Below are 21,286 nucleotides of genomic sequence, written 5' to 3'. Positions count from 1 at the left end.
CCTGCTTAACGGCGAGAATTCGTCAAAATTTAGAGCCCATCGGGTTTTTGCGTAGATGCGCCGCGCGGCGCGCCCCGCAGCTGATTCATGATGCCAATCAGCTTCTGCGCGTACTGCGGATCGGTCGCGTAGCCCGAGTTCTGGATGCGGCGCGCCGCCTCGACTTCGTTGCGCGCCTGCGCCACCGTCTCATAGCGCGGACTGTTGCCGATCAGACGCGCGTAGTCGGCGAACGATTCCTCATAAGACGAGTAAGCGCGGAAAGGTTGCGTCACCTTTTTCGCCACGCCGTCTTCGTATTCGGTCGTGAGCACGTGCACCACCTGCCCCTTCCAGCCGGCGCCGGCCTTGATGCCAAACAGGTTGTGGCTGGTGCGACCATCCGGATGCTTGATCTCGCGCTGGCCCCAGCCCGATTCCAGCGCCGCCTGGCCCAGGATCACGCGGGCCGGCACGCCCGATTGCTGCGCCGCCAGGTTGGCCGCGTGCGACATGCGCGACACGAAGCTGACCACATGCTCCGGCGCGCCCTCGGCCGCCGCCATGGCGCGGTCGCTGGCGCGGTTGTTGCGCAACACGCCCAGCAGCGCCGACACCTGGCGCGAGCCGCCCGTGGCGTAGTCCAGATCCGAGCCCTGGCCGATGCGCTTGACGGCGTCGGCCGACAACTCGCCCGGCTTGCCTTGTTTCATCTGCCCCAGGATGGCCTGCGACAGGCCGATGCCCGGCGTGGCCAGATGCAGCGCCAGCTGCTCGTCGGCCATGGATTGCATCATCTGCGACTGCTGTGAATCGAACAGCCCTTCCTTGGGCGTGGCCTCGCGCATGCGCTTGAGCATCATCTGCAGGAACAGCGCCTCGAACTGCTTGGCGACCTGCTTCTGCTGCGCGGTGCCGTCGGGATCGTGCTTGACGTCGCGCTTCAGGTCCGACAGGCGGCCCAGGTCGAAGACCGATTCCTGTCGCCCCGCCCGTCCCGCCCCGCCATTGGTATAGGTCATGACGTCAGTTATCCATTGTGCCCACGGGGCCGCGCGGATCCGGCCTTGCCGGTCCGCCGCGGCGCCCCCTTCGAGGGGGAAGCGCGCAGCGCTTCGGGGGTGGGCTTTTCCATTAAATAATCTCGAGTTCGGCGCGCAGCGCGCCGGCGGACTTCATGGCCTGCAGGATGGCCAGCAGGTCCTGCGGCGTGGCGCCCAGCGCGTTCAGGCCCTTGACCACGTCGGCCAGGTTGGCGCTGGTGTTAACGCGCTGCAGCGAGCCGTTTTCCTGGCGCACCTCGATCTGCGTGTTTGGCACCACCACGGTCTGCCCTTGAGTGAAGGGCGTGTCGGGTTGCGACACCTGATTCTGGCGGTTGATGATGACCGACAGGTTGCCGTGGGCCACTGCCGCTTCCTCGATCATCACGGTGCGGTTCATGACCACCGAGCCGGTGCGGGCGTTGATGATGACCTTGGCCACGGTGGGCGCGCGCGCCACCTGCACGTCCTCGATCTGGGACAGGAAGCGGGCCTGGGCCGACTGATCCATGGGCGTGCGCACCTGCACCACCCGGCCGTCCAACGCGGTCGCCGTGCCCTGGCCGAACTTGCGGTTCAGCGCCGTCACGACGTTCTGCGCGGTGCCGAAGTCGGTGTTGTTCATTTCCAGGTAGATATAGCCGTCGCGCGCGAACGTGGTTGGCACGCCGCGCTCGATGATGGCGCCGCCGCTGATGCGGCCGCCGTTGAGCTGGTTGATCTGCACGCTGGAACCACCGGCCGAGGCGCCCGCGCCGCCGACCAGGATGTTGCCCTGGGCGATGGCGTAGACCTGGCTGTCCGCGCCCTTGAGCGGGGTCATCAGCAGCGTGCCGCCGCGCAGGCTCTTGGCGTTGCCCATGGAGGACACCACCACGTCCATCGTCTGACCGGGCCGTGCGAAGGCCGGCAGCGTGGCCGTGACCATCACCGCCGCCACGTTCTTCAACTGCATGTTGCTGCCGGCGGGCACGGTGATGCCCAGCTGCGACAGCATGTTGGTCAGGCTCTGCTGGGTGAACGGCGTCTGGCGCACCTGGTCGCCGCTGCCATCCAGGCCGACCACCAGGCCGTAGCCGATCAGCTGGTTGCCGCGCACGCCCTGGATCGAGGCCAGATCCTTGAGCCGTTCGGCCTGCGCCGCGCCGGCGCCGGCCAGCAGGCTGGCCGCGAGGCAGGTGCGGGCAAGCAGGCGGAAAAAAGGATTCGAGTATTTCATGTCAATAATCCATAGCCCTGCATGCCACCGGAAATGCGGCCACGACACGCCGGGGCCGTCACGAGCGGGGCCGCGCGGAGCCGGCTTTGCGGGTCCGCGGCGGCGCCCCCTTGAGGGGGAAGCGCGCAGCGCTTCGGGGGTGGGCTTTGTCTCATCAGAAAGGCGAGGCAATCAGGAAGAAGCGCTGCAGCCAGCCCATGGTCTGGACCTCGTCCATGACGCCCTTGCTGCGGTACTCGATGCGGGCATCGGCCACCTGCGTGGACGATACCGTGTTGGTGCCGGTGATCGAGCGCGGATCGACCACGCCCGAGAAACGGACATACTCGCTGCCACGGTTGATCGCGATCTGCTTTTCGCCGGCGACCTGCAGGTTGCCGTTGGACATCACGCCCACCACCGTGGTGGTGATGGTGCCGGTGAAGGCGTTGTTGGCCGTGCTGTCGCCCTTGCCCTGCGACACGTTGCCGCCCTTGGCGTCGGTGTTCAGGTTGGCGTTGGCCCAGCTGTCCATGAAGGACGGCGCCGCCGCGATGCCCAGATTGGCCGAGCCGCTGCGGTTGGTGTTGGTGGCGACGTTCTTGGACGCGTTGGTGCGTTCGTTGAGCACGATCGTCACGATGTCGCCCACGTTGCGCGGACGGCGATCCTCGAACAGCGGATAGTTGCCGTAGGCGGTGGGCTGGTAGATCGAGCCCGTGGGCTGCGCCGGCGTCGAGGGCGGCGGCGGCGGCGCGGCCGTGGTCGGCCCCGTCACCACCGGCTCCGGCGGAATCATGGCGCAACCGGCCACCAGCAAAGCCAGGGCCGCACTCGAAACCAGGCGCAGTACGGACATCGACATCACAGTTGGGTCAGGCGGGCCAGCATTTCATCGGACGTCTTGACGGCCTTGCTGTTCATTTCATAGGCGCGCTGGGTGGTGATCATGTTCACCAGCTCTTCGGCCACGTTGACGTTGGAGGTTTCCACGTACTTGTGCAGGATCGAGCCGGCGCCGTCCACGCCCGGCTGCAGCAGGTTGGCCGGGCCGGAGGCGTCGGTTTCCAGGTACAGGTTTTCGCCGACGCTCTGCAGGCCGGTCGGGTTGATGAAGGTGGCGATCTGCAGCTGGCCGATCTGCACGTTGATGCCGGCCGCGCCGGGCTGGGTCACGGTGACGATGCCGTCGTTGCCAATGGAAATCGACAGTGCGTTGTCCGGCACGTTCATCGGCGGCTGGATCACATAGCCGCTGACCGTGGTCAGCTGGCCGTTCTGGTTGCGCTGCAGCGCGCCGTCGCGGGTGTAGGCCTGGGTGCCGTCCGGCAGCTCCACTTGCAGGAAGCCTCGACCGTTGATGGCGATGTCCAGCTCGCCGCCGGTGTTGTTCAGGCCGCCGGTGGTGTGGATGCGCTCGGTCGCGGCCACGCGCGCGCCGGTGCCCAGTTGCAGGCCAGAGGGCAGCTGGGCGGCGTCGCCCACCTGGGCGCCGGGCTGGCGCAGCGTCTGGTACATCAGGTCCTGGAACACGGCGCGGCCGCGCTTGAAACCGTTGGTCGCGACGTTGGCCAGGTTGTTGGAAATGACGTCCATGGAGGTCTGCTGCCCTTCCAGGCCGGTCTTGGCGATCCACAGCGAACGCATCATGATTTGGTACTCCTGGGTCGGCGGCCCCGGGGCCGCTCGTGCAATGGGTTATTCGGTTCAGGCGCCGGCGGACAGGATGCCGTTCGCGCGTTCGGCGTTGCGGTCAGCGTGCTGGAGCACCTGCATCTGCTGCTCGAAGCGGCGGGCGTTCTCGATCATGCCGACCATGGCGGCCATCGGATTGGTGTTGCTGCCTTCCAGCACGCCGGACAGCAGCCGCAGGGACGGATCCACCTGCGACGGCGGCGCAGGCTGGCCGTTCACCGGCGCCAGACGGAACACGCCGTCGTCGCCGTGCACCAGCTGCGCCTCGGGCAGGCTGGTCATCTTGATCCGGCCCAGGTTCAGGATATTGTTCGGCGCGTCGCCCGCGCCGATGGCGGTGATGGTGCCGTCCGGGGAGATGGTCAGCGCGGCCTGGTCGGGCACGTCGATCACGCCGCCCTGATCGGACACGATGGGCTGGCCCAACGAGGTCTGCAGCTGGCCGTTGATGCCCACCTGCAGGCTGCCGCCGCGCGTGTAGGCCTCGCCCTGGGGCGTCTGCACCGCGAACCAGCCGTTGGAGCTGGCCAGCGCCACGTCCATCTCGCGGCCCGTGGTCTGCATATTGCCCATCTCGAAGTTGTTGCGCGGCGTGGAGGCCACGGTCGAGACGCGCGTCGGCAGGCTCACGCCGTCCGTCACCGGCACCGAGCGGTACATCGCGATCTGCTCGCGAAAGCCCGTCGTGTTCACGTTGGCCATGTTGTTGGCGAGCACGGACTGATGCTCCGTGATCCGCGCCGCGCCGTTCATGGCGGTGTAAATAATCCGATCCATTCGTCTATTCCGTGGCCGCAGACCGCGCGGCCTTTCTATTTCAAACGCAGAGGTACTCTCCGCCAGCAACCGCCGCCCCACAATCCAGGCCGCGCGGATCCGGCTCCGCCGGTCCGCCGTCGGCGCCCCCTTGAGGGGGAAGCGCCGCAGGCGCTGCGGGGGTGGGCTCTACTTAATATTCATCAAGACCTGCATGATTTCGTTCTGGGTCTTGATCGTCTGCGAGTTCGCCTGATAGGTGCGCTGCGCGATGATCATGTTGACCAGTTCCTTGCTCATGTCCACGTTGGAGGCCTCGGTCGCCTGGCCCACCACCTTGGACAGGCCGTTGTTGCCCGGCTGACCCAGAATCGGCTGGCCGGACGCGCCGGTTTCCTTCCAGGCGTTGTTGCCCACCGGCTGAAGGCCCTGCAGATTGGCGAAGTCGGCCAGCACGATGGTGCCGACGTTGGCGTTCTGGCCATTGGTGTAGCCGGCCATCAAGCTGCCGTCCGGGTTGATGCTGATGCCGCGGAACTCGCCCGAGGTATAGCCGTCCGGGGTGCCCTTGAACGCATACGGGCTGCCGTACTGCGTGGTGCCGGTGTAATTGATGGCGATGTTCAGCGGGTTGGCCGGCGTGGTGGCGCCGCCCGGATTGGCGAAGGTCAGGTTCACCGTGGTGGCGCTGGTCATCATGCCGGCCTTGTTGAAGGTGAACTGCGTCGGGTTGCCCCAGACGCCGCCGGCTTGCGTGGTCGGCGCCATGGCCTGGCCGTCGATCGAATAGTAGACCTCGTAGACGCTGTTGCCCGCGGCGTCGGCGGGGCGCTTGACGAAGTACTGCATCACCTGGTGCGAGTTGCCCAGCGAGTCATAGACCGTCATGGGCGAAGCGTTGGTGTAGCTGTTGGTGAGCTTGGGATCGAAGGGCTTGCCGATCTCGGTCACGGCGGCCGTGTAGTCCTTGTATCCCGGTTCCCGCGTAAGATCGCCCGTCGTGACCGACGCCGGGGTACCTGCACCCGCGATAGTGATCACGTTCGTCCCGGTACCGTAGGTACCATCAGGCGGAGGGGGAGCGTTCCACAGGACCTTGCCTGTGGCATCACGTGTAAAAGTATAGTTGCCCGTAACTCCGGGCGGGGTCGCCGCCGTCAAGGTCACTGTGCCGTTCACGGGAGGAGAGACTACAGTGGTGGTCTGATAAATCACCTTGGCGTTGGCGTCCAGGTTGGCCACGCTGGTGGCGGTGCTGGTGGCCTTGGGCGCCACGTTCGCGGTGGGCAGTTGCAGCTCCACCGGGTTGGCGCCGATCGCGTTGGCCGGGTAGCCGGTCAGGCGATAGCCCTGGGCGTTGACGATGAAGTTATTCTTGTCGACCTGGAATTCGCCGTTGCGGGTGTACATCACCCCGCCGCCGGAATCGGTGACGCGGAACATGCCCTTGGGGCCGTCGATGGCGATGTCATATTCGCCCCCGCCGCCGTTGATCGTGCCCACGGTGAAACGCTGCGTGATGCCGGACACCTTCGTGCCCAGGCCCACGCGCGAGCTGGCGTAGACGTCCGCGAACGTGGCCGAGCCGGACTTGAAGCCGACGGTGCCCGAGTTGGCGATGTTGTTGCCGATCACGTCCAGGTTCTGCGCAGCGGCGTTCAAGCCGCTCAATCCTTGTCCGAAGCCCATGTTTTCTCTCGCTGATTCCTAGTAGTCCGAAACCGCCGCGTCCGCGCCGGCGCCTATGTCTACATATATAGAGGGGTACGATTACGGCGCTCAGGCGCCGATCACCTTGCGCACATCCAGCATGCTGGTCTGGCCGTCCAGGCCCAGGTCCAGTCGCAGGCCGTTGGTCGAGTAAGCCACGCTCTTGACCTTGCCGTAGCTCAGCATTTCGGCGGCGACCTTCTTGCCCTCGGCGTCCGAGGCGGTGACCGACACCGTGTAGGCGCCCGCTTCCATCGCCACGCCCGCGTCGTTCTTGCCGTCCCAGTCCAGCGTGTACACGCCGACCTTCTTCTCGCCCAGTTCCATGGTGCGGATCACGGCGCCGTTGGCGTCCGAGATGCGGACCTGAACCTTGGCGGCGTCCTTCTGCAGGTCGATGCCGTAAGGCGTGACCACGCGGCCCTCGGGGTTCTGCGCGTCCACCCCGACCTTGACCTTGGAGCCGGGCACCAGCACGCCCTTGCCGATCATGGCCACGGCGCTCATCGATTGCGACACGTCGATCTGGCCGCCGATCGACAGCAGCGTGTTCTTCAGGTTGGTGATGCCTTCGACCGTCGAGATCTGCGCCAGCTGGGACGTCAGTTCGGCGTTCTGCATCGGGTTCAGCGGATCCTGGTTCTTCATCTGCGTGATCAGCAGCTTGAGGAACTGATCCTGCAGGCCCTTGGCGGTGTTCAGGCCACTGGCGCCGGTCTGCGCCAGGCCCAGCCCGGTCTTGCTGGTGGATTGGTCGATTACGGTCATGAACTCGTTCTCTGGTTATCCCGCGCGGGCGGCGCGGCGCGCGGAAATGGGGGATCAGGATTGGCCGATGGTCAGCGTTTTCTGCATCAGGCTCTTGGCGGTGTTGAGCACCTCCACGTTGGCCTGATAGGAACGCGACGCCGCGATCATGTTCACCGTCTCGGCCACCGGATCCACGTTGGGCATGCTGACGTAGCCCTGCGGATTGGCCATCGGATGCTTGGGGTCGTAGACCATCTTGAGCGGCGACGGGTCCTGGACCACGCCAGCCACGCGCACGCCGCCGATTTCCTGCCCCAGCGCCTGGTTCGGCGCCGGATCGACCTGAAACACGACCTGGCGGGCGCGGTACGGCTGGCCGTCGGGACCGACGACGCTGTCGGCGTTGGCCATATTGCTGGCGGCCACGTTCATGCGCTGCGACTGCGCGTTGAGCGCCGAACCGGCGATGTTGAAAATGCTCAGCAAGGACATTGCCCAATGCTCCCTTAATAAATCAGTAGACCAACATACCCGCGACATACATCACAGGTCTCGCTCCATCCAGGCCACGCGGTGCCGGCTTTGCCGGTCCGCCGTGGTGCCCCCTGGAGGGGGAAGCGCGAAGCGCTTCGGGGGTGGGCTTCACCCCTAGTCTTGAATGGCGGCCATCATGCCCTTGATGCGGCTGGACAGGATCTGCATGCTGCTTTGGTAGTGCAAGGTGTTGTCGGCGAACTGCACGCGCTCCACGTCCATTTCCACGGTGTTGCCGTCCATGCTGGGCTGATAAGGCAGCCGGTACAGCAGGTCGGTCGGACCCTGCGAGACAGCCTTGGCCGGAATGTGACGGGCCGAGGTCAGCGTCAGCGAGGTGTCGGCCAGGCGCTTGCTGCCTTCCATGGCGGTCTGCATCGCCGTGCGGAAGTCGAAGTCGCGCGCCTTGTAGTTCGGCGTATCGGCGTTGGCGATGTTGGAGGACAGCACTTCCTGTCGCTGCGCGCGCAGCGACAGCGATTGCTGGAAGAAGCGGAAATCCTCGTTGAGCCTGTCTAGCATCGGAGTGCCTTGTGGAGTGCGTGGCGGTACGGATCTGAAAACAGCCAGGGACGAGGCACGGGCCTTTATCCCATTGGATGACGGCATCATAGGGTCGGGCTGGCCGCCACAATCAGCCAAATAACCCGCCATTTCTCACGCAATTCACGTATTGCCCGGCGAGGCCCGCCTCTACAATGTGCCCATGACGACTCGCTCCCGCCTCGCCGCCCATGCGCTCACCCTCGGCCTGCTGCTGCCGGGGTCCATGGCCGTGGTCCAGGCACAGGAAGCGGCCTTCCAGGCGCCCGAGGCGATCGCGGCAACCGCGCTGTCGTATCTGCGGGAGCAGCTCTCGGCCCTGCCCGGCCAGCCGTCCATCACCATCGACCCGCCCCGCAACGAGCGCCTGACGCCTTGCGATGCCATGTCCCCGTTTTTGCCGTCCGGCATGAAGCCGCGCTCCCGGATGACCGTGGGCATCCGCTGCACCGCGCCCAAAGCCTGGACCGCCTATGTCCAGGCCAGCGTCAGCGTGCCGGGCCAATACTACGTCGCCTCGCGCACCATCGCGGCCGGCCAGGCATTGACCCCGGCCGACCTGGCGCCGCGCGACGGCGACCTGGTCGCCCTGCCCCCGGGCGCGATCACCGACCCGGACACGGTGGCCGGCATGACGGCGGCCTATCGGATCACCGCCGGCCAGCCGATCAAGGGCGCCGCCCTGCGCAACGCCCAGTCCGTGGTGCGCGGCAGCAACGTGCGGATCAACGCCGTCGGCAAGGGTTTCATGGTCAGCAGCGAGGGCCAGGCGCTGGACAACGCCGCGCCGGGCGCCACCGTGCAGGTGCGGATGCCCAGCGGGCAGGTGGTCAGCGGCGTGGTCCGCAATGCCGGGCTGGTTGAAATGCACTTGTAGGCAAGGATTGCAGGGAATGTTACATATCGCGTTGCGCCGGCGGGCCGGCTACCCTAAAGTTCCTTCCGGCCCTGTCGTTACAGAGGCATGAGTAGGCGGAACCGTCGCGAATCGACCCGGGACGCCCTGCGGAGATCATCTTGAAAATCAACTCGACCACCAACCGGCCCATTTCGGCCGACGCCGTCGGCGCCCGCCCCGAATCCGCGGCCGCGCAGGCCTACGGCGCCGTTGCCGGCGGCAGCGCCAGCAGCTCGCAAGTCGCGCTCAGCTCGGCGTCGCGCAAGCTGCTCGCGCTGCAGGAAGGATCGAATGACATCAACGTCGAACGCGTGGCCTCCATTCGCGCCGCCATCGCGTCGGGACAGCTGAAGATCGACACAGGCCGCATCGCCGACAGCCTGATCGCCAGCGCCCGCGACCTGCTGAAATAGCCTCTCTCTTCACGTCCGCCATCCTGACATCATGAGCACCGTCGAATCCCTGCAAGCCTGCATGAAGCAGGAAGACGCATTGATCACCGAGTTCGCCGCCATCCTGGAGGCTGAAACCGAGGTGCTGGTGGGTCCTGGAGACATCGACGCGCTGCATGACATCACCGAGCGCAAGAGCGGCATCGCCCACAAACTGGTGGAATTGAGCCAGACGCGCGATGCCTTGCTGGCCGAGATCGGCCTGCCCGCAGGCCATGCCGGCACCGAGCAGGCCGCCGCGCAGCACCCGCAACTGGCGGGCGTATGGCAGGCCCTGCTGAGCAAGTCGGAGTCCGCCAATGAAATCAATCTGCGCAATGGCGCCCTGATCGACGTGCACCTGCGCTATACCCAGCAGTCGCTGGACGCGCTGCGCGGACTGGGCGGCGGGCCGGCCAGCACCTCGACCTACGACGCCCAGGGCCGCGGCACGCGCAGCGCCCCGGGCCGCAAGCCCATCGTCGCCGGCTGAACGCCGGGAGCGACGCACCCCTTCCTTTTTCCCTGCCTCATTGCCAACGGCGCGCCTCAGCCGCCGTCGGCCATCTCCAGCATCGCGTACATCTTCAGGAGCGCCACCGGCAGCATGCGGCCGGTCAGCTTGACGCGATCCACGCCCGCCACGCCCGACAAGGGCCCCCTGACCACCTCCGCCGCCGGCGAATGCGCCAACTGCCAGCAGGCGGCGGCCAATTGGCCGGCCATCAAGGCCTGGCGCGCCAGCGCATGGGCGCCATCGACGGCCGGCAAGGCCTGCCAGGCATTGGCCATGTAGCGGAAACCGGCCTTGGCCTCGTCCTGCAGCACCAGCCACCGCGCGACCGTGCCGGCATCGGCCTGCGAAGCCGGCAGATTGGTCAGGCCGAAGAACTGCGCCACCACCTCGCCGCTGACCGTATCGATCAAGCGCGCGCACACCAGTCGCATCGCAGATTCGCCGGCCCGGCCCGGCAACCCGATCTCGGTGCCCGAGGCCCAGAGCGCCAGCGGCGCCGCGCGGCCGCCGGCCACCGGACGCAGGCCCGGCATGTCGCCGGGCTGCCCGACCGGCAGATAGCCCACACTCTTGCCCACGGCATTCAGATTGGTCGGACACTCGTCCTGGATCACGCGCAGGCCGCCCGGACTGCGAGCCACCCAGGACACGCCCTGTTCCGTGAGCGCCGACCAGAGCGCCGAGGTGCCCGCCTCCAGCATGTGCACCAGCGGCACCTGGCCCAGCTGCCCGCCCAGCCAGCGCACGCGCGCCTCCAGCGCCGCGGCCGGATCCGGCTGCGCGGCCGCGCCCGGCGCGAACGAGGACAGCATGCCGTGGGCCAGCGCCAGCTGCTGCGCCGGCGCAGCCAGCGCGGCGCCCCGATCGCTCATCAGCATGGAACCCAGCAGCGTGCCTCCCGGCAGGTTGTCGCCCTTCATGCCGACCTTGCCGTGCATCACCAGCAGATGCCGCCCGCAGACGGCGGAGAATTCGCGCCGCGCCATCGCCAGCGGCTCGTCGGCCAGGGCCGACAGGCTGGAACCCGCGCCGTCGCTGACATACTCGCGCCAGGACGCGCGCGCCCGGGCGCAGGCCAGATCGCTGTCCAGCCAGTTCAGCGTGTCGTCCAGATTCTGCGCCGCCTCCACCGCCGCGGCCCCGCCCTGCGGCCGCAGGATGGCCGAGGCCAGCAACTGCCGACGCCGCGCCGGGTCGACGGCCGGCGTTTCCTTGGCCGAGGACCACAGCGACGCCAGGTCCGCCTCGCTCGGGGTGTAGAGCGCGCGAGCGCGCTCCACCATGGCGAAGGCGCGGTCGATCAACGCGTCGGGGCGCGCCAGCTCCAGGTGCTCGGGCACCTTCTGGCCGACCGACATGTAATGGATCGGCAGACGGTGGCGGATGGCCGTGTCCAGCGCCGCGCCCAGGCGCGAGGCTTCGTCCAGCTTGGTGATGATGCAGCCGGCCACGTCCTCGCCCACGCCATTGCGGTAGGCGTGCGCCACCTCGTCCAGCGTGTCGCCCTGGCTGGCGGCGTTGAGCACCAGCAGGCGGCGCACCGTCTTGCCGGCGTCGCACAGCATCGCGGCCTGCTCGGCCACGTGGCGATCGCGCTGGCTGATGCCGGTGGTGTCGATCAGCACGATCTTGCGGCTGCCCAGCTCGGCCAGCAGGCGACGCAGCTCGCCGGCGTCGCGCACCGAATGCGTGGGCACGCCCATGAGGCGGCCGTAGATCTGCAACTGCTCCAGCGCGCCGATCCGGAAATTGTCCGTCGTCAGCATGGCGACCTGGTCGCGGCCCTCGCGCGCGACGCAGCGCGCGGCCAGCTTCGCCAGGGTGGTGGTCTTGCCCACGCCGGTGGGACCGACCAGCGCATACACGCCTCCGCTCAGGAACGTATCCTCCGAGCCCAGCACCGGCAGGTGCGTGACCAGTTCGTTGCGCGCCCAGGCCAGCGCGGCGTCGGCGTCCAGCCCCTCGGGCATGCGCTCGACCAGCGTGCGGACCAGCTTGGTGCTGAAACCCGCGTCCAACAGACTACGGAACAGCGCCGCGCCGGCCGGCTCGCGGCCGGGCCCCTGGCGGCCGCCCCAGAGCAGGCCGTCCATGCGGCTTTCCAGCGCGCCGCGCAAGGCGCTGATCGCATTCTGCAGGCCGGCGGCCGTGTCGGCGGGCAAGGTCCCCGGCGGCAACGCCAGTCCCTGCGGCATCGGCGCATCGGGCATGCGCGCCATGGGCGCGGCGGGCGGCCGGGGAGCCTGCGGCATCGGCGCGGCGGGCGGTTGCGGCGCGGGCTGAGCCGCGTGCATGGGCGCGGCCGGCGCAGCGGGCGCGACCGGCGGCCTGGCCGCGGGTTGCGCGGCCGGTTGTGCGTAGGCTTGCGGCGCGGCCCGATACGCGGGCGGCGTCGCCGGCGGCTGCGGCGCGGCGTGTTGCTGCGGCATGGGCTGCTGCTGCGGCGCCGGAGGCCGCGCGTAGCCTTGAGGCGCCACTGGCGGCACCGCGGGCATGGCGGGCGCGCGGGCCTGGGGCGCCGCCTGCAATGGCGGCATTTCCATGCGCACCGGCGCGGCTGGCGCCAAGGGCGGCATCTCCATCCGCACCGGCGCGGCGGACGGCAGCGGCGGAATTTCCACGCGCACCGGCGCGGCGGGCGCGGACGCCGGCATCATGCCCGCCTCGTCCTCGTCTTCCGGCAGTGCCGACGCGGCATAGGCCGACTGGTAGGCGGCGATCGGGCGCGACGGCGCCGGATAGGCCGTCGGCGGCATGACGGCGGGCGTCTGCTCCTGATAGGGCGCGTGATGCGTGGCCGGTTGAGGCGCCTGTTGCGACGCGTGCTGTTGCGGCGGCTGCTGCGCCTGTCCGGCGGCCTCGTCGAAGGCGCCGTCCACGGTCGCCAGCACCTCGATGCCGCCGTCGACGCTGCGGTTCGACACGATCAGCGCGTCCGGCCCCAGCACCTGGCGCACCTGGCGCATCACGTCACGGCTGTTCAGCCCGAAAAAACGGCTTATCTTCATGCCCCGTTACCTCCGCCGATGAGCGCCGTCACGCGGACCATGCGCTCATCCGGTATTTCCGTATTCGACAAAACGCCCAGCTGCGGCAGGTGGTGCCGCAGGAAGCGCGACAAAGGCGCGCGCAGGACCGGCGACACCAGCAGCACCGGCGCGTTGCCTTGCGACTCCTGGCGCTCCAGCGCCGCATGCGTCTCGCGCAGCAAGGTGTCGGCCAGGCCCGGCTCCAGGCCGCCGCTGGTGGTCAGCGCCTGCGCCAGCACCCGTTCCAGCTTGACGTCCAGACCGATCACGCGCAGCTCGCCCTCGCCGGGGAACCATTGCTGCGTGATGGCGCGACCCAGCGAGCGGCGGGTCAGCGCGATCAGTTCCTGGATGTCGGGCTGGCCACCGGTGGCGGCCGCCAGCGCGGCAAGGCGCGGGCCATGCTCGGACAGCGTATCGATGATGGTGCGCATATCGCGGATCGGCACTTCTTCCGCCAGCAGGCCCTGCAGCACCTTCTGCAGCGCCGTGAGCGACAGCGTCTTGGGCACCAGGTCCTCGACCAGCTTGGGCGAGTCGCGGCCGATGCGTTCGAGCAACTGCTGCACTTCCTGGCGGCCGAGCAGGCTGGAGCCGTGGCGGTGCATCAGGTGGTTCAGATGGGTGGCCACGACCGTGCCGGCATCCACCACCGTGTAGCCGGCCACCTGCGCCTGGTCGCGAAGAGCGCCGTCGATCCACAGCGCCGGCAGGCCGAAGGCCGGGTCGGTGGTGGGCGTGCCCTTGATCTGCATGGTCACGCCGCCCGGGTCGATCGCCAGCCATTGGCCGGGCATGGCCACGCCATGGCCCACTTCCACGCCAGACAGCAGGATGCGGTAGTCGTTGGGCTTGAGTTCGAGGTTGTCGCGGATATGGACCACGGGCGGCAGGAAGCCCACGTCCTGGGCAAATTTCTTGCGCAGGCTGCGGATGCGGTGCAGCAGCTCGCCGTTCTGCGCGTGGTCGACCAGCGGAATCAGCCGGTAGCCCACCTCCAGCCCCAGCTGGTCCACCATGGACACGTCGTCCCAACTGGCCTCGGCGGCCGCGGCCTGCGCCTGCGACACCGCCTGCGGCGGCACCTCGCGCGCGGCTTCCTCGGCGGCCTTGCGGCGCTTGTTCAGCGCCCAGCCGCCCCACGCCAGGCCACCGGCCAGCGTCAGGAAGGCGATGTGCGGCATGTTCGGGATCAGCCCCATGATGCCGATGATGCCCGCGGTCAGGAACATCACGCTGGGGTTGGAGAACAGCTGGCTGATCATCTGCTGGCCGATGTCCTGGTCCGTGGACACGCGCGACACCACCACGCCAGCAGCGGTCGAGATCACCAGCGCCGGGATCTGGGCCACCAGGCCGTCGCCGATCGTCAGCAGCGTGTAGACGCGGGCCGAATCGCTCATCGACATGTCGTGCTGGGCCACGCCCACGATCAGGCCGCCGATGATGTTGATGGCCATGATCAGCAGGCCGGCGATGGCGTCGCCGCGCACGAACTTGCTGGCGCCGTCCATGGAACCGAAGAAGTCCGATTCCTGCGACACCTCGGCGCGCCGCTTGCGGGCCTCGTCCTCGCCGATCAGGCCGGCGTTCAGATCGGCGTCGATCGCCATCTGCTTGCCGGGCATGGCGTCCAGGGTGAAGCGCGCGCCGACTTCGGCGATACGGCCCGCGCCCTTGGTGATGACGATGAAGTTGATGATGGTCAGGATCACGAACAGGATGATCCCGACCGCGAAGTTGCCGCCCACCAGGAAGTGACCGAAAGCCTCGATCACCTTGCCCGCCGCGTCGGGGCCGGTATGGCCGTGCAGCAGCACCACGCGGGTCGAGGCCACGTTCAGCGACAGCCGCAGCAGCGTCGCGAACAGCAGCACCGCCGGGAAGGCGGCGAAGTCCAGCGGCTTGCGCGTGAACATGGCCACCAGCAGGATCATCACCGACAGCGCGATGTTGAAGGTGAACAGCAGGTCGAGCAGGAAAGTGGGCAGCGGCAACACCATCATGCCCAGCACCATCACGATCAGGATGGGGCCGGCCAGGATCCGCGCGTGCGCGGCGCCATTGTTCTTCAGCATGGAGAGCAGAGCGCTCATTCCTTAGACTCCTTGAGCTGCGGTCTTGGCTTGCGGGTCCAGCGCGGCCGGCACAGGCAGGCGGGACGGCGCGGTCGGCTCGGTCCCCCAGCCAGCGCGCCACGAGCGCAACTGGAACACCCACGCCAGCACTTCGGCCACCGCGGTATACAGCTCGGCCGGGATTTCCTGTCCCAGCTCGACGTGTTGATGCAATGCGCGCGCCAGCGGCGGCGCTTCCAATGTGGGAATCTTGTGTTCGGCCGCCAGCTCGCGGATCTTGGCCGCGATCAGGCCGGTGCCCTTGGCCAGCACGCGCGGCGCGCCGCTCTTCGATTCGTCGTACCGCAGCGCCACGGCATAGTGCGTGGGGTTGGTCACCACCACGTCCGCCTTGGGCACGTCGGCCATCATGCGGCGGCGCGCGGCCTGGCGCTGCTGCTGGCGGATGCGCGCCTTGACGTGCGGGTCGCCCTCGCTTTCCTTGTGTTCCTGGCGCACGTCTTCCTTGGACATGCGCAGCTTCTTCAGGTGGCTCCAGATCTGCCAGGGCACGTCCAGCGCGACGATCACCGCCAGCGAGGCCACGATCAGCGCGCAGCAGATGGCGACGATGGTCAGCGCGCGCGTCAGCGCCGCCGAGGGCGCCACGTGCATGAGGCCCAGCATGTCGTCGTGGTAGCGCCAGATCACCCAGACCGCCACGCCGCCCACCAGCAGGGCCTTGGCCAGCGCCTTGACCAGCTCGACCACCGTCTGCGAGGAAAACATGCGCTTGAGGCCGGCGAGCGGGCTGAGCTTGGACAGATTGGGTTGCAGCGGCTTGCCCGAGATCACGATCCCGCCCAGCACCACGCTGGACAGCACCGCGATCACGGCCAGCAGGCCGAAGATCGGCAACAGGGTCATCAGCGCCTGGCCGAAGCCCTGCACGGCCTGTTCCATCATCACGCCCGGATCCAGCGGCACGCGCTGGTCGAAGGCCAGGCCGTTGCGCAGCACCCCGCTCAGGCCCCGGTACAGCGAGCCGCCGCCCAGCCAGATCGCCGCGACGCCGGCGGCCAGCATCATGAACGTGCCCAGTTCCCGGGAACGCGCGATCTGCCCCTCCTCGCGCGCCTTTTCCAGGCGCCTGGGAGAGGCGGCTTCGGTTTTCTCGAGGTCGCTTTCGTCGGCCATGCTCTGCGGTGGTGTCGGCGCCCGTGGATTTTCCGGTTACGAGCTGCCCGCCGAGATTCTAGGAGGCCTGGCCTTTTCGCGATAAGCCAAGAAACGGGGGGAAAGCGGCGCTATTCCGCAATGCGGCGCCGGGCCGGGTCCGACGCCGTCCCGGCCGACCCCGCCAGCGCCGTTCAGCCGGCGGCGGTCAGGGAATGGGCCCCGGCCTGGGCGCCCTGCTCCGTCGCCGCCTGGAAGCGGGCATAGTCCAGCCCGATCCGCACCGCGCCCCAGTGTTCCGGCCCCAAATAAACAGGGACGGAGATATCGTTGACGATCTCGCCGGTGTCGCGCGAATAGGTCTGGAACAGCTGCCCGGCGGTGTTGGCCGCCAGCCGCTGGCCCACCGGGTCGTCGAAGATGCGCTTATGGCGGGCGCGCGCGATGTCCACCTTCGGGTCGCCCGTCGGCGCGTGCGAATAACGACTGTTGTGCGCCGGCGCGTAGCCGCGCGCGTCGACCAGCAGCGCGTAGCTGCCGCCCGGAATGGCTTCCAGCACGCTGTCCAGCAGCCGCGTCAGCGCCTCGTCGATGCCTTGGTCGTAGACCGTGTGGTAGCGCGGCGGATCGCTCTGCGCGATGCGCTGGTAGTGGCGATCGAACACGTCCAGCCCGCGCTTGCGCGCGCCTTCCAGCAGGCGCACTGCCTGCTCGCGGAAGGCGTCCAGCGCCTCGGACAGCAGGTCGAAGGCCGTGTCGCCGGTGCGCGTGGCGGCCAGCACTTCCTGCACGCTCTCGGTCTGGCGCCGGATGCGGTCGATCTCGCCAGACATGCTGCCGACGCGTTCGAGCACGTCGGCGGCCAGCGCCGCGATGCGGCTGACCTCCTCGCTCATGCCATGGTTGGTGGCGTCGACCTCGCCGATCGCCTGCACCACTTCGCCGACCTGCCGGTTCATGCCCTCGAAATCATGCACGAAGCGGTCGAAATCGGCGCTGGTGCGCGTCAGCACCTCGCCCGAGGCCTCGACGTCGGCGCGCAGCGTGTCGGTCTGGCGGCCGGTGGAATCGACCAGCTCCAGCATTTCGCCGGTGTGCCTGCCGATGTCGCTGGTGGCCGCGTTGACGCGCTCGGCCAGGCGGCCGACCTCGCTGGCGACCACGGCGAAGCCCCTGCCCGCGTCGCCCGCCCTGGCGGCCTCGACCCCGGCGTTCAGCGCCAGCAACTGGGTCTGCAAGGCGATGTCCTTGATCAGCTTGCTGATGTCGCCCACCGAGCGCGCGCGCACGGTCAGCTGCCCCACCACCTCGGTGAAGGCGGACATTTCGCGATTCATGCGGTCGACCCGTTCCTTGACCTCGGACAGCTCGGCCAGCGCCCGCTCGGCCGCCTGCAGGTTCTGTCCGGACACCTCGGCGATCTCGCGCGCGTGCGTGGACGTGGACGCCGACAGGCCGGCGATCTGCGCGCCGCTGGCGGCCAGCGCCCCGGCGGCGCGCGCCTGCTCCTGCGCCAGCGCCGAACAGCGTCCGGCCTGGAACTGGGTGCGCGCGGCGTTGAGCGCGATCTCGATGCTGGATTGGCGGACGGTGGCGATGCGCTGGCGCATCGAACCCAGGAAACGATACAGCGGCCATGCGGCCGGACTGAGCGACAGCGCGCGCTCCGACAGCACGGCCTCGCCCCGGTTCAGGCGGCGCAACAAGCCCCAGATGCCGCCCAGGCGGAATATGGATCTGGCCAAGATACTCTCCTAGTGCCGGCCCGGATCGTCTTCTGTGGAGATCCGTTGCCTGGACGCGCAGGCGCGCGTCCTGTCTCTCGCTGCATGGCCCTGATTCTGGTTCTTATGGCCGAGAGTCTATCACCCGCCCTGGCGCCCGCATTTAAGGGAAATCATCCATGCGGGCGATGGCAGACGCCGCCGGCGTGGCCCGCCGGCGGCGCGCGGCAGCCTAGAAGCCCAGGCTGGCCAGCAGGTCGTCGACCTGGTCCTGGCTGGTGACCACGTCGGCCTTGCCCTGCGGACTGACCTGCGGACCATTGAGCAGGCTGTTGGCCTCGTCGCGCCGCTCCTGCGGCACGTTGTCCAGCAGCACCTGCAGCAGCTCGCGCTCGATCGCGCCCACCACGTCCATCATGCGCATGATGACCTGGCCGGTAAGATCCTGGAAGTCCTGCGCCATGATGATTTCCATCAGCTTGGACTGGGTCTCCTGCGTCTGCTTGGGCACATCCTGCAGGAACGCGCGGGTGTCCTTGACCAGCTCGCGGGCCTCGGGCATTTCCAGAGGCTGGTCGAACCACTGCTGCCAGCGGCTGTCCAGCGACTGCGCCGAACGCGACATGCCGTCCTGGATCGGGCCGGCCGCCTCGGTCGCGTTCAGCACGCGGTTGGCGGCCTGCTCGGTCATCTGCGCCACGTAGCGCAGGCGGTCGCGCGCGTCGGGGATCGCGTTGGCCGCGTCCTTGATTGCCTGGTCCAGGCCCAGTTCGCGCATGCTGTCGCGCAGCATGCGCGTGAGCGAGGCGATGCGGTGGATCAGATCTGGGGATTCCGCCGGATCAACATTTTCCGTCGTGCTCATGCCGCACCTCAGCCTGCGATTTTCTCGAAGATCTTCGTGAGCTTCTCTTCCAGCGTTGCCGCCGTGAAGGGCTTGACCACGTATCCGTTGGCGCCGGCCTGAGCCGCCGCGACGATGTTTTCCTTCTTGGCCTCGGCCGTCACCATCAGCACCGGCAGCGTGGCCAGCGCGGCGTCGGCGCGGATCTGCTTGAGCATTTCCAGGCCGTCGAGGTTGGGCATGTTCCAGTCCGACACCACGAACTGGAAGCCGCCGTTGCGCAGCTTCTCCAGCCCGATGGCGCCGTCCTCGGCTTCATCCACATTCTCGAAACCCAGCTCCTTGAGCAGGTTGCGGATGATCCGCCGCATGGTGGGGAAGTCATCCACCACCAGAATCTTTATGCCCTTGTCTACCATCTTCCTACTCCAAAAGAAATGTGCTTGGGAACGATCGCGAAAACCCGCGTCAAACGCGGTGGCCGCGATCTCCCAGGCGAGTCAGAATGCGCTCACTCATCGCGGAAAGCGAAACCACCTCTTCGGCCGCGCCGATGGCGATGGCTTCGCGGGGCATGCCGAACACCACGCAGCTGGCTTCGTCCTGCGCGATGGTGTGGGCGCCGGCGCGGCGCATGGCGAGCATGCCCGCGGCGCCGTCCTTGCCCATGCCGGTCAGGATGACGCCGATGGCGTTCTTGCCCGCCGCCACCGCGGCCGAATTGAACAACACGTCCACCGACGGGCGGTGGCGGTTGACGGGTTCGCTGGCGTCCAGTTCGATGACGTAGTTGGCGCCGCTGCGGCCAAGCCGCATGTGCGTGTCGCCGCCCGGGGCCAGATAGACGTGGCCGGGCAGGACCCGTTCGCCATGCACGGCTTCGCGCACCGTCACCGCGCACAGCGCGTCCAGGCGCTGGGCGAAGGACCGCGTGAAGCCGGCCGGCATGTGCTGCGTGATCAGGATCGCCGGGCTGTCCGGCGGCAGGGGCTGGAGCACCTCGCGGATCGCTTCGGTGCCGCCCGTGGACGCCCCCACGATCACCAGTTTTTCCGAGCTGGAGAGCGGGCGGCGCAGCGCCGGGGCCGGCGCGGCCGCGGGCGCGTGCGGCGCCGGCGCGCGCAGCTTGGCGCGCGAGGCGGCGCGGATCTTGTCGGCGATGATCTCGGTGTATTCGAGCAGGCCGTCGCGGATGCCCAGCTTGGGCTTGGTGACGAAGTCGATGGCGCCCAGCTCCAGCGCGCGCAGCGTGATTTCGCCGCCGCGCTCGGTCAGGGACGACACCATCACCACCGGCATGGGCCGCAGGCGCATCAGCTTTTCAAGGAAGTCCAGCCCGTCCATGCGCGGCATTTCGACGTCCAGCGTCAGCACATCCGGGTTGTGGCGCTTGATCAGTTCGCGCGCCACCAGCGGATCGGGCGCGGTCGCGACGACCTCCATGTCCGGCTGGCTGTTGATGATCTCTGTCATCAGGCCGCGCACCAGCGCGGAATCGTCCACACACAAGACTCTGATTTTCTGCATTTTTTGCCGCCTGGGCGGGCCTAGGCCCGGCCCCCGCATTCATAGACCGTCTGACCGCGCAGGCGGAAATCCTGGCTGATGTAGGTGAAGTTTTCCGAATGGCCCGCGAACAGCAGGCCGCCCGGCTTGAGCAAGGGAACGAACCGCTCCAGGATCCTGGCCTGGGTCGGTTTGTCGAAATAGATCATCACGTTGCGACAGAAGATGGCGTCGAACTTCTCGTTGATGGGCCAGGACGGCGCCAGCAGGTTCAAGGTGTCGTAGCGCACCATGTCCGCGATCTCGGGCCGCACCCGCACCTGGCCGGCATTGGCGCCGCGCCCTTTCAGGAAAAAGCGCTTGAGCCGCGACTCCTCCATCTTCGCCACACGCTCGGCCGGATAGACCGCGGCGCGGGCCCGGTTGAGCACATTGGTGTCGATGTCCGTGGCCAGCACCGTGGACGACGAGGCGCGCGGACCCAGCGCTTCGGCCAATGTGATGGCGATGGAATACGGTTCCTCTCCGGTCGAGGCCGCGCAGCACCAGATCGATACCGGGCCGCCGCGGCTGCGCGCGAAATCGGCCAGGATCGGGAAGTGATGCGATTCGCGGAAGAAGGCCGTCAGGTTGGTGGTCAGCGCATTGATGAAGTCTTCCCACTCCGGCGCGTCGGGCTGGCGCTCCAGCTGGTCCAGGTAGCTGGCGAAATCCTGCCGCCCCAAGGCGCGCAGCCGCCTGGCCAGGCGGCTGTAGACCATCTCGCGTTTGTGCGCGCCCAGCGAAATGCCGGCGCGCTCGTGAATCATCTTGCGGACGCGGGAAAAGTCCGCGTCCCGGAAATCGAATTGGCGGTCCACCGAAATGGACGGCGCCGCATTTGCCGCTGTCGCCAC

At 68.0% G+C, this 21,286-nt stretch carries 20 protein-coding genes; 3 read left to right on the top strand and 17 right to left on the bottom strand.

Translation table 11 applies throughout. The features are described 5' to 3' along the window. Nucleotides 1-29 precede the first annotated feature (29 nt). From flgJ to flgB, 9 genes are all read right to left on the bottom strand, one after another. Nucleotides 30-1,001: a flagellar assembly peptidoglycan hydrolase FlgJ gene (flgJ, locus tag C2U31_RS18075; RefSeq protein ID WP_103274028.1), complete on the bottom strand. Its 972-nt coding sequence runs from the start codon at nucleotides 999-1,001 to the stop codon at nucleotides 30-32. A gap of 112 nt (nucleotides 1,002-1,113) precedes the next feature. Continuing rightward, nucleotides 1,114-2,241, bottom strand: coding sequence for a flagellar basal body P-ring protein FlgI (locus C2U31_RS18070; protein WP_103274027.1), 1,128 nt, complete (start codon nucleotides 2,239-2,241; stop codon nucleotides 1,114-1,116). 154 nt (nucleotides 2,242-2,395) lie between these two features. Beyond that, entirely contained in the window at nucleotides 2,396-3,085 is a 690-nt protein-coding gene (locus C2U31_RS18065) for a flagellar basal body L-ring protein FlgH (protein ID WP_103274026.1), read from the bottom strand. After that, nucleotides 3,085-3,870, bottom strand: coding sequence for a flagellar basal-body rod protein FlgG (gene flgG, locus C2U31_RS18060; protein ID WP_103274025.1), 786 nt, complete (start codon nucleotides 3,868-3,870; stop codon nucleotides 3,085-3,087). Before flgG ends, C2U31_RS18065 begins: the two co-directional genes overlap by 1 nt. Nucleotides 3,871-3,927: 57 nt before the next feature. Continuing rightward, complete coding sequence (locus tag C2U31_RS18055; protein WP_103274024.1) at nucleotides 3,928-4,692, bottom strand: flagellar basal body rod protein FlgF; 765 nt, start codon at nucleotides 4,690-4,692, stop codon at nucleotides 3,928-3,930. A gap of 168 nt (nucleotides 4,693-4,860) precedes the next feature. Further along, the gene (locus C2U31_RS18050) at nucleotides 4,861-6,360 is read right to left on the bottom strand and encodes a flagellar hook-basal body complex protein (RefSeq protein WP_103274023.1); all 1,500 of its coding nucleotides are present in this window, start codon (nucleotides 6,358-6,360) and stop codon (nucleotides 4,861-4,863) included. 90 nt (nucleotides 6,361-6,450) lie between these two features. Further along, nucleotides 6,451-7,149 carry a flagellar hook capping FlgD N-terminal domain-containing protein gene (locus tag C2U31_RS18045; RefSeq protein ID WP_103274022.1) on the bottom strand — a complete coding sequence of 233 codons (699 nt, stop codon included), beginning with the start codon at nucleotides 7,147-7,149 and terminating at the stop codon, nucleotides 6,451-6,453. 54 nt (nucleotides 7,150-7,203) lie between these two features. Further along, a complete protein-coding gene (gene flgC, locus C2U31_RS18040; protein ID WP_103274021.1) occupies nucleotides 7,204-7,623 on the bottom strand; it encodes a flagellar basal body rod protein FlgC in 420 nt (139 codons plus the stop codon). Between the two features lie 156 nt (nucleotides 7,624-7,779). Continuing rightward, the gene (flgB, locus tag C2U31_RS18035; protein WP_103274020.1) at nucleotides 7,780-8,187 is read right to left on the bottom strand and encodes a flagellar basal body rod protein FlgB; all 408 of its coding nucleotides are present in this window, start codon (nucleotides 8,185-8,187) and stop codon (nucleotides 7,780-7,782) included. Between the two features lie 184 nt (nucleotides 8,188-8,371). Between flgB and flgA the strand changes: the two genes are divergently transcribed. From flgA to C2U31_RS18020, 3 genes are all read left to right on the top strand, one after another. Next, nucleotides 8,372-9,085 carry a flagellar basal body P-ring formation chaperone FlgA gene (flgA, locus tag C2U31_RS18030; RefSeq protein WP_103276436.1) on the top strand — a complete coding sequence of 238 codons (714 nt, stop codon included), beginning with the start codon at nucleotides 8,372-8,374 and terminating at the stop codon, nucleotides 9,083-9,085. A 140-nt stretch (nucleotides 9,086-9,225) separates the two neighbouring features. Beyond that, nucleotides 9,226-9,519 carry a flagellar biosynthesis anti-sigma factor FlgM gene (flgM, locus tag C2U31_RS18025; protein WP_103274019.1) on the top strand — a complete coding sequence of 98 codons (294 nt, stop codon included), beginning with the start codon at nucleotides 9,226-9,228 and terminating at the stop codon, nucleotides 9,517-9,519. Nucleotides 9,520-9,550: 31 nt separating this feature from the next. Further along, nucleotides 9,551-10,030, top strand: a complete 480-nt coding sequence (locus C2U31_RS18020; protein ID WP_103274018.1) for a flagella synthesis protein FlgN — start codon at nucleotides 9,551-9,553, stop codon at nucleotides 10,028-10,030. A 56-nt stretch (nucleotides 10,031-10,086) separates the two neighbouring features. Here C2U31_RS18020 and flhF read toward each other — a convergent pair whose 3' ends face one another. The 8 genes from flhF to C2U31_RS17980 all read right to left on the bottom strand — a co-directional run bounded on the left by flhF (nucleotide 10,087) and on the right by C2U31_RS17980 (nucleotide 21,199). Continuing rightward, the gene (gene flhF / locus C2U31_RS18015; protein WP_103274017.1) at nucleotides 10,087-13,062 is read right to left on the bottom strand and encodes a flagellar biosynthesis protein FlhF; all 2,976 of its coding nucleotides are present in this window, start codon (nucleotides 13,060-13,062) and stop codon (nucleotides 10,087-10,089) included. After that, nucleotides 13,059-15,179 carry a flagellar biosynthesis protein FlhA gene (flhA, locus tag C2U31_RS18010; protein ID WP_103274016.1) on the bottom strand — a complete coding sequence of 707 codons (2,121 nt, stop codon included), beginning with the start codon at nucleotides 15,177-15,179 and terminating at the stop codon, nucleotides 13,059-13,061. The genes flhF and flhA overlap by 4 nt, the downstream gene beginning before the upstream one ends. 3 nt (nucleotides 15,180-15,182) lie before the next feature. Then, the gene (gene flhB, locus C2U31_RS18005; protein ID WP_103274015.1) at nucleotides 15,183-16,337 is read right to left on the bottom strand and encodes a flagellar biosynthesis protein FlhB; all 1,155 of its coding nucleotides are present in this window, start codon (nucleotides 16,335-16,337) and stop codon (nucleotides 15,183-15,185) included. A 173-nt stretch (nucleotides 16,338-16,510) separates the two neighbouring features. Beyond that, the gene (locus tag C2U31_RS18000; RefSeq protein WP_233772414.1) at nucleotides 16,511-18,061 is read right to left on the bottom strand and encodes a methyl-accepting chemotaxis protein; all 1,551 of its coding nucleotides are present in this window, start codon (nucleotides 18,059-18,061) and stop codon (nucleotides 16,511-16,513) included. Between the two features lie 211 nt (nucleotides 18,062-18,272). After that, complete coding sequence (cheZ, locus tag C2U31_RS17995) at nucleotides 18,273-18,905, bottom strand: protein phosphatase CheZ (protein WP_103274014.1); 633 nt, start codon at nucleotides 18,903-18,905, stop codon at nucleotides 18,273-18,275. Between the two features lie 8 nt (nucleotides 18,906-18,913). Next, nucleotides 18,914-19,303, bottom strand: coding sequence for a chemotaxis response regulator CheY (gene cheY / locus C2U31_RS17990; RefSeq protein WP_103274013.1), 390 nt, complete (start codon nucleotides 19,301-19,303; stop codon nucleotides 18,914-18,916). 49 nt (nucleotides 19,304-19,352) lie between these two features. Further along, nucleotides 19,353-20,411, bottom strand: coding sequence for a chemotaxis response regulator protein-glutamate methylesterase (locus tag C2U31_RS17985; RefSeq protein ID WP_103274012.1), 1,059 nt, complete (start codon nucleotides 20,409-20,411; stop codon nucleotides 19,353-19,355). Nucleotides 20,412-20,431: 20 nt separating this feature from the next. Then, on the bottom strand, nucleotides 20,432-21,199 hold the full coding sequence (locus C2U31_RS17980) for a CheR family methyltransferase (protein WP_233772413.1): 768 nt from the start codon (nucleotides 21,197-21,199) through the stop codon (nucleotides 20,432-20,434). Between the last annotated feature and the right edge of the window lie 87 nt (nucleotides 21,200-21,286).

It is taken from the genome of Achromobacter sp. AONIH1 (genome assembly GCF_002902905.1).
Lineage (GTDB): Bacteria > Pseudomonadota > Gammaproteobacteria > Burkholderiales > Burkholderiaceae_B > Achromobacter.
The sequence above is the reverse complement of the archived record's forward strand: the minus strand, read 5'-3'. Positions and strand labels throughout refer to the sequence as shown.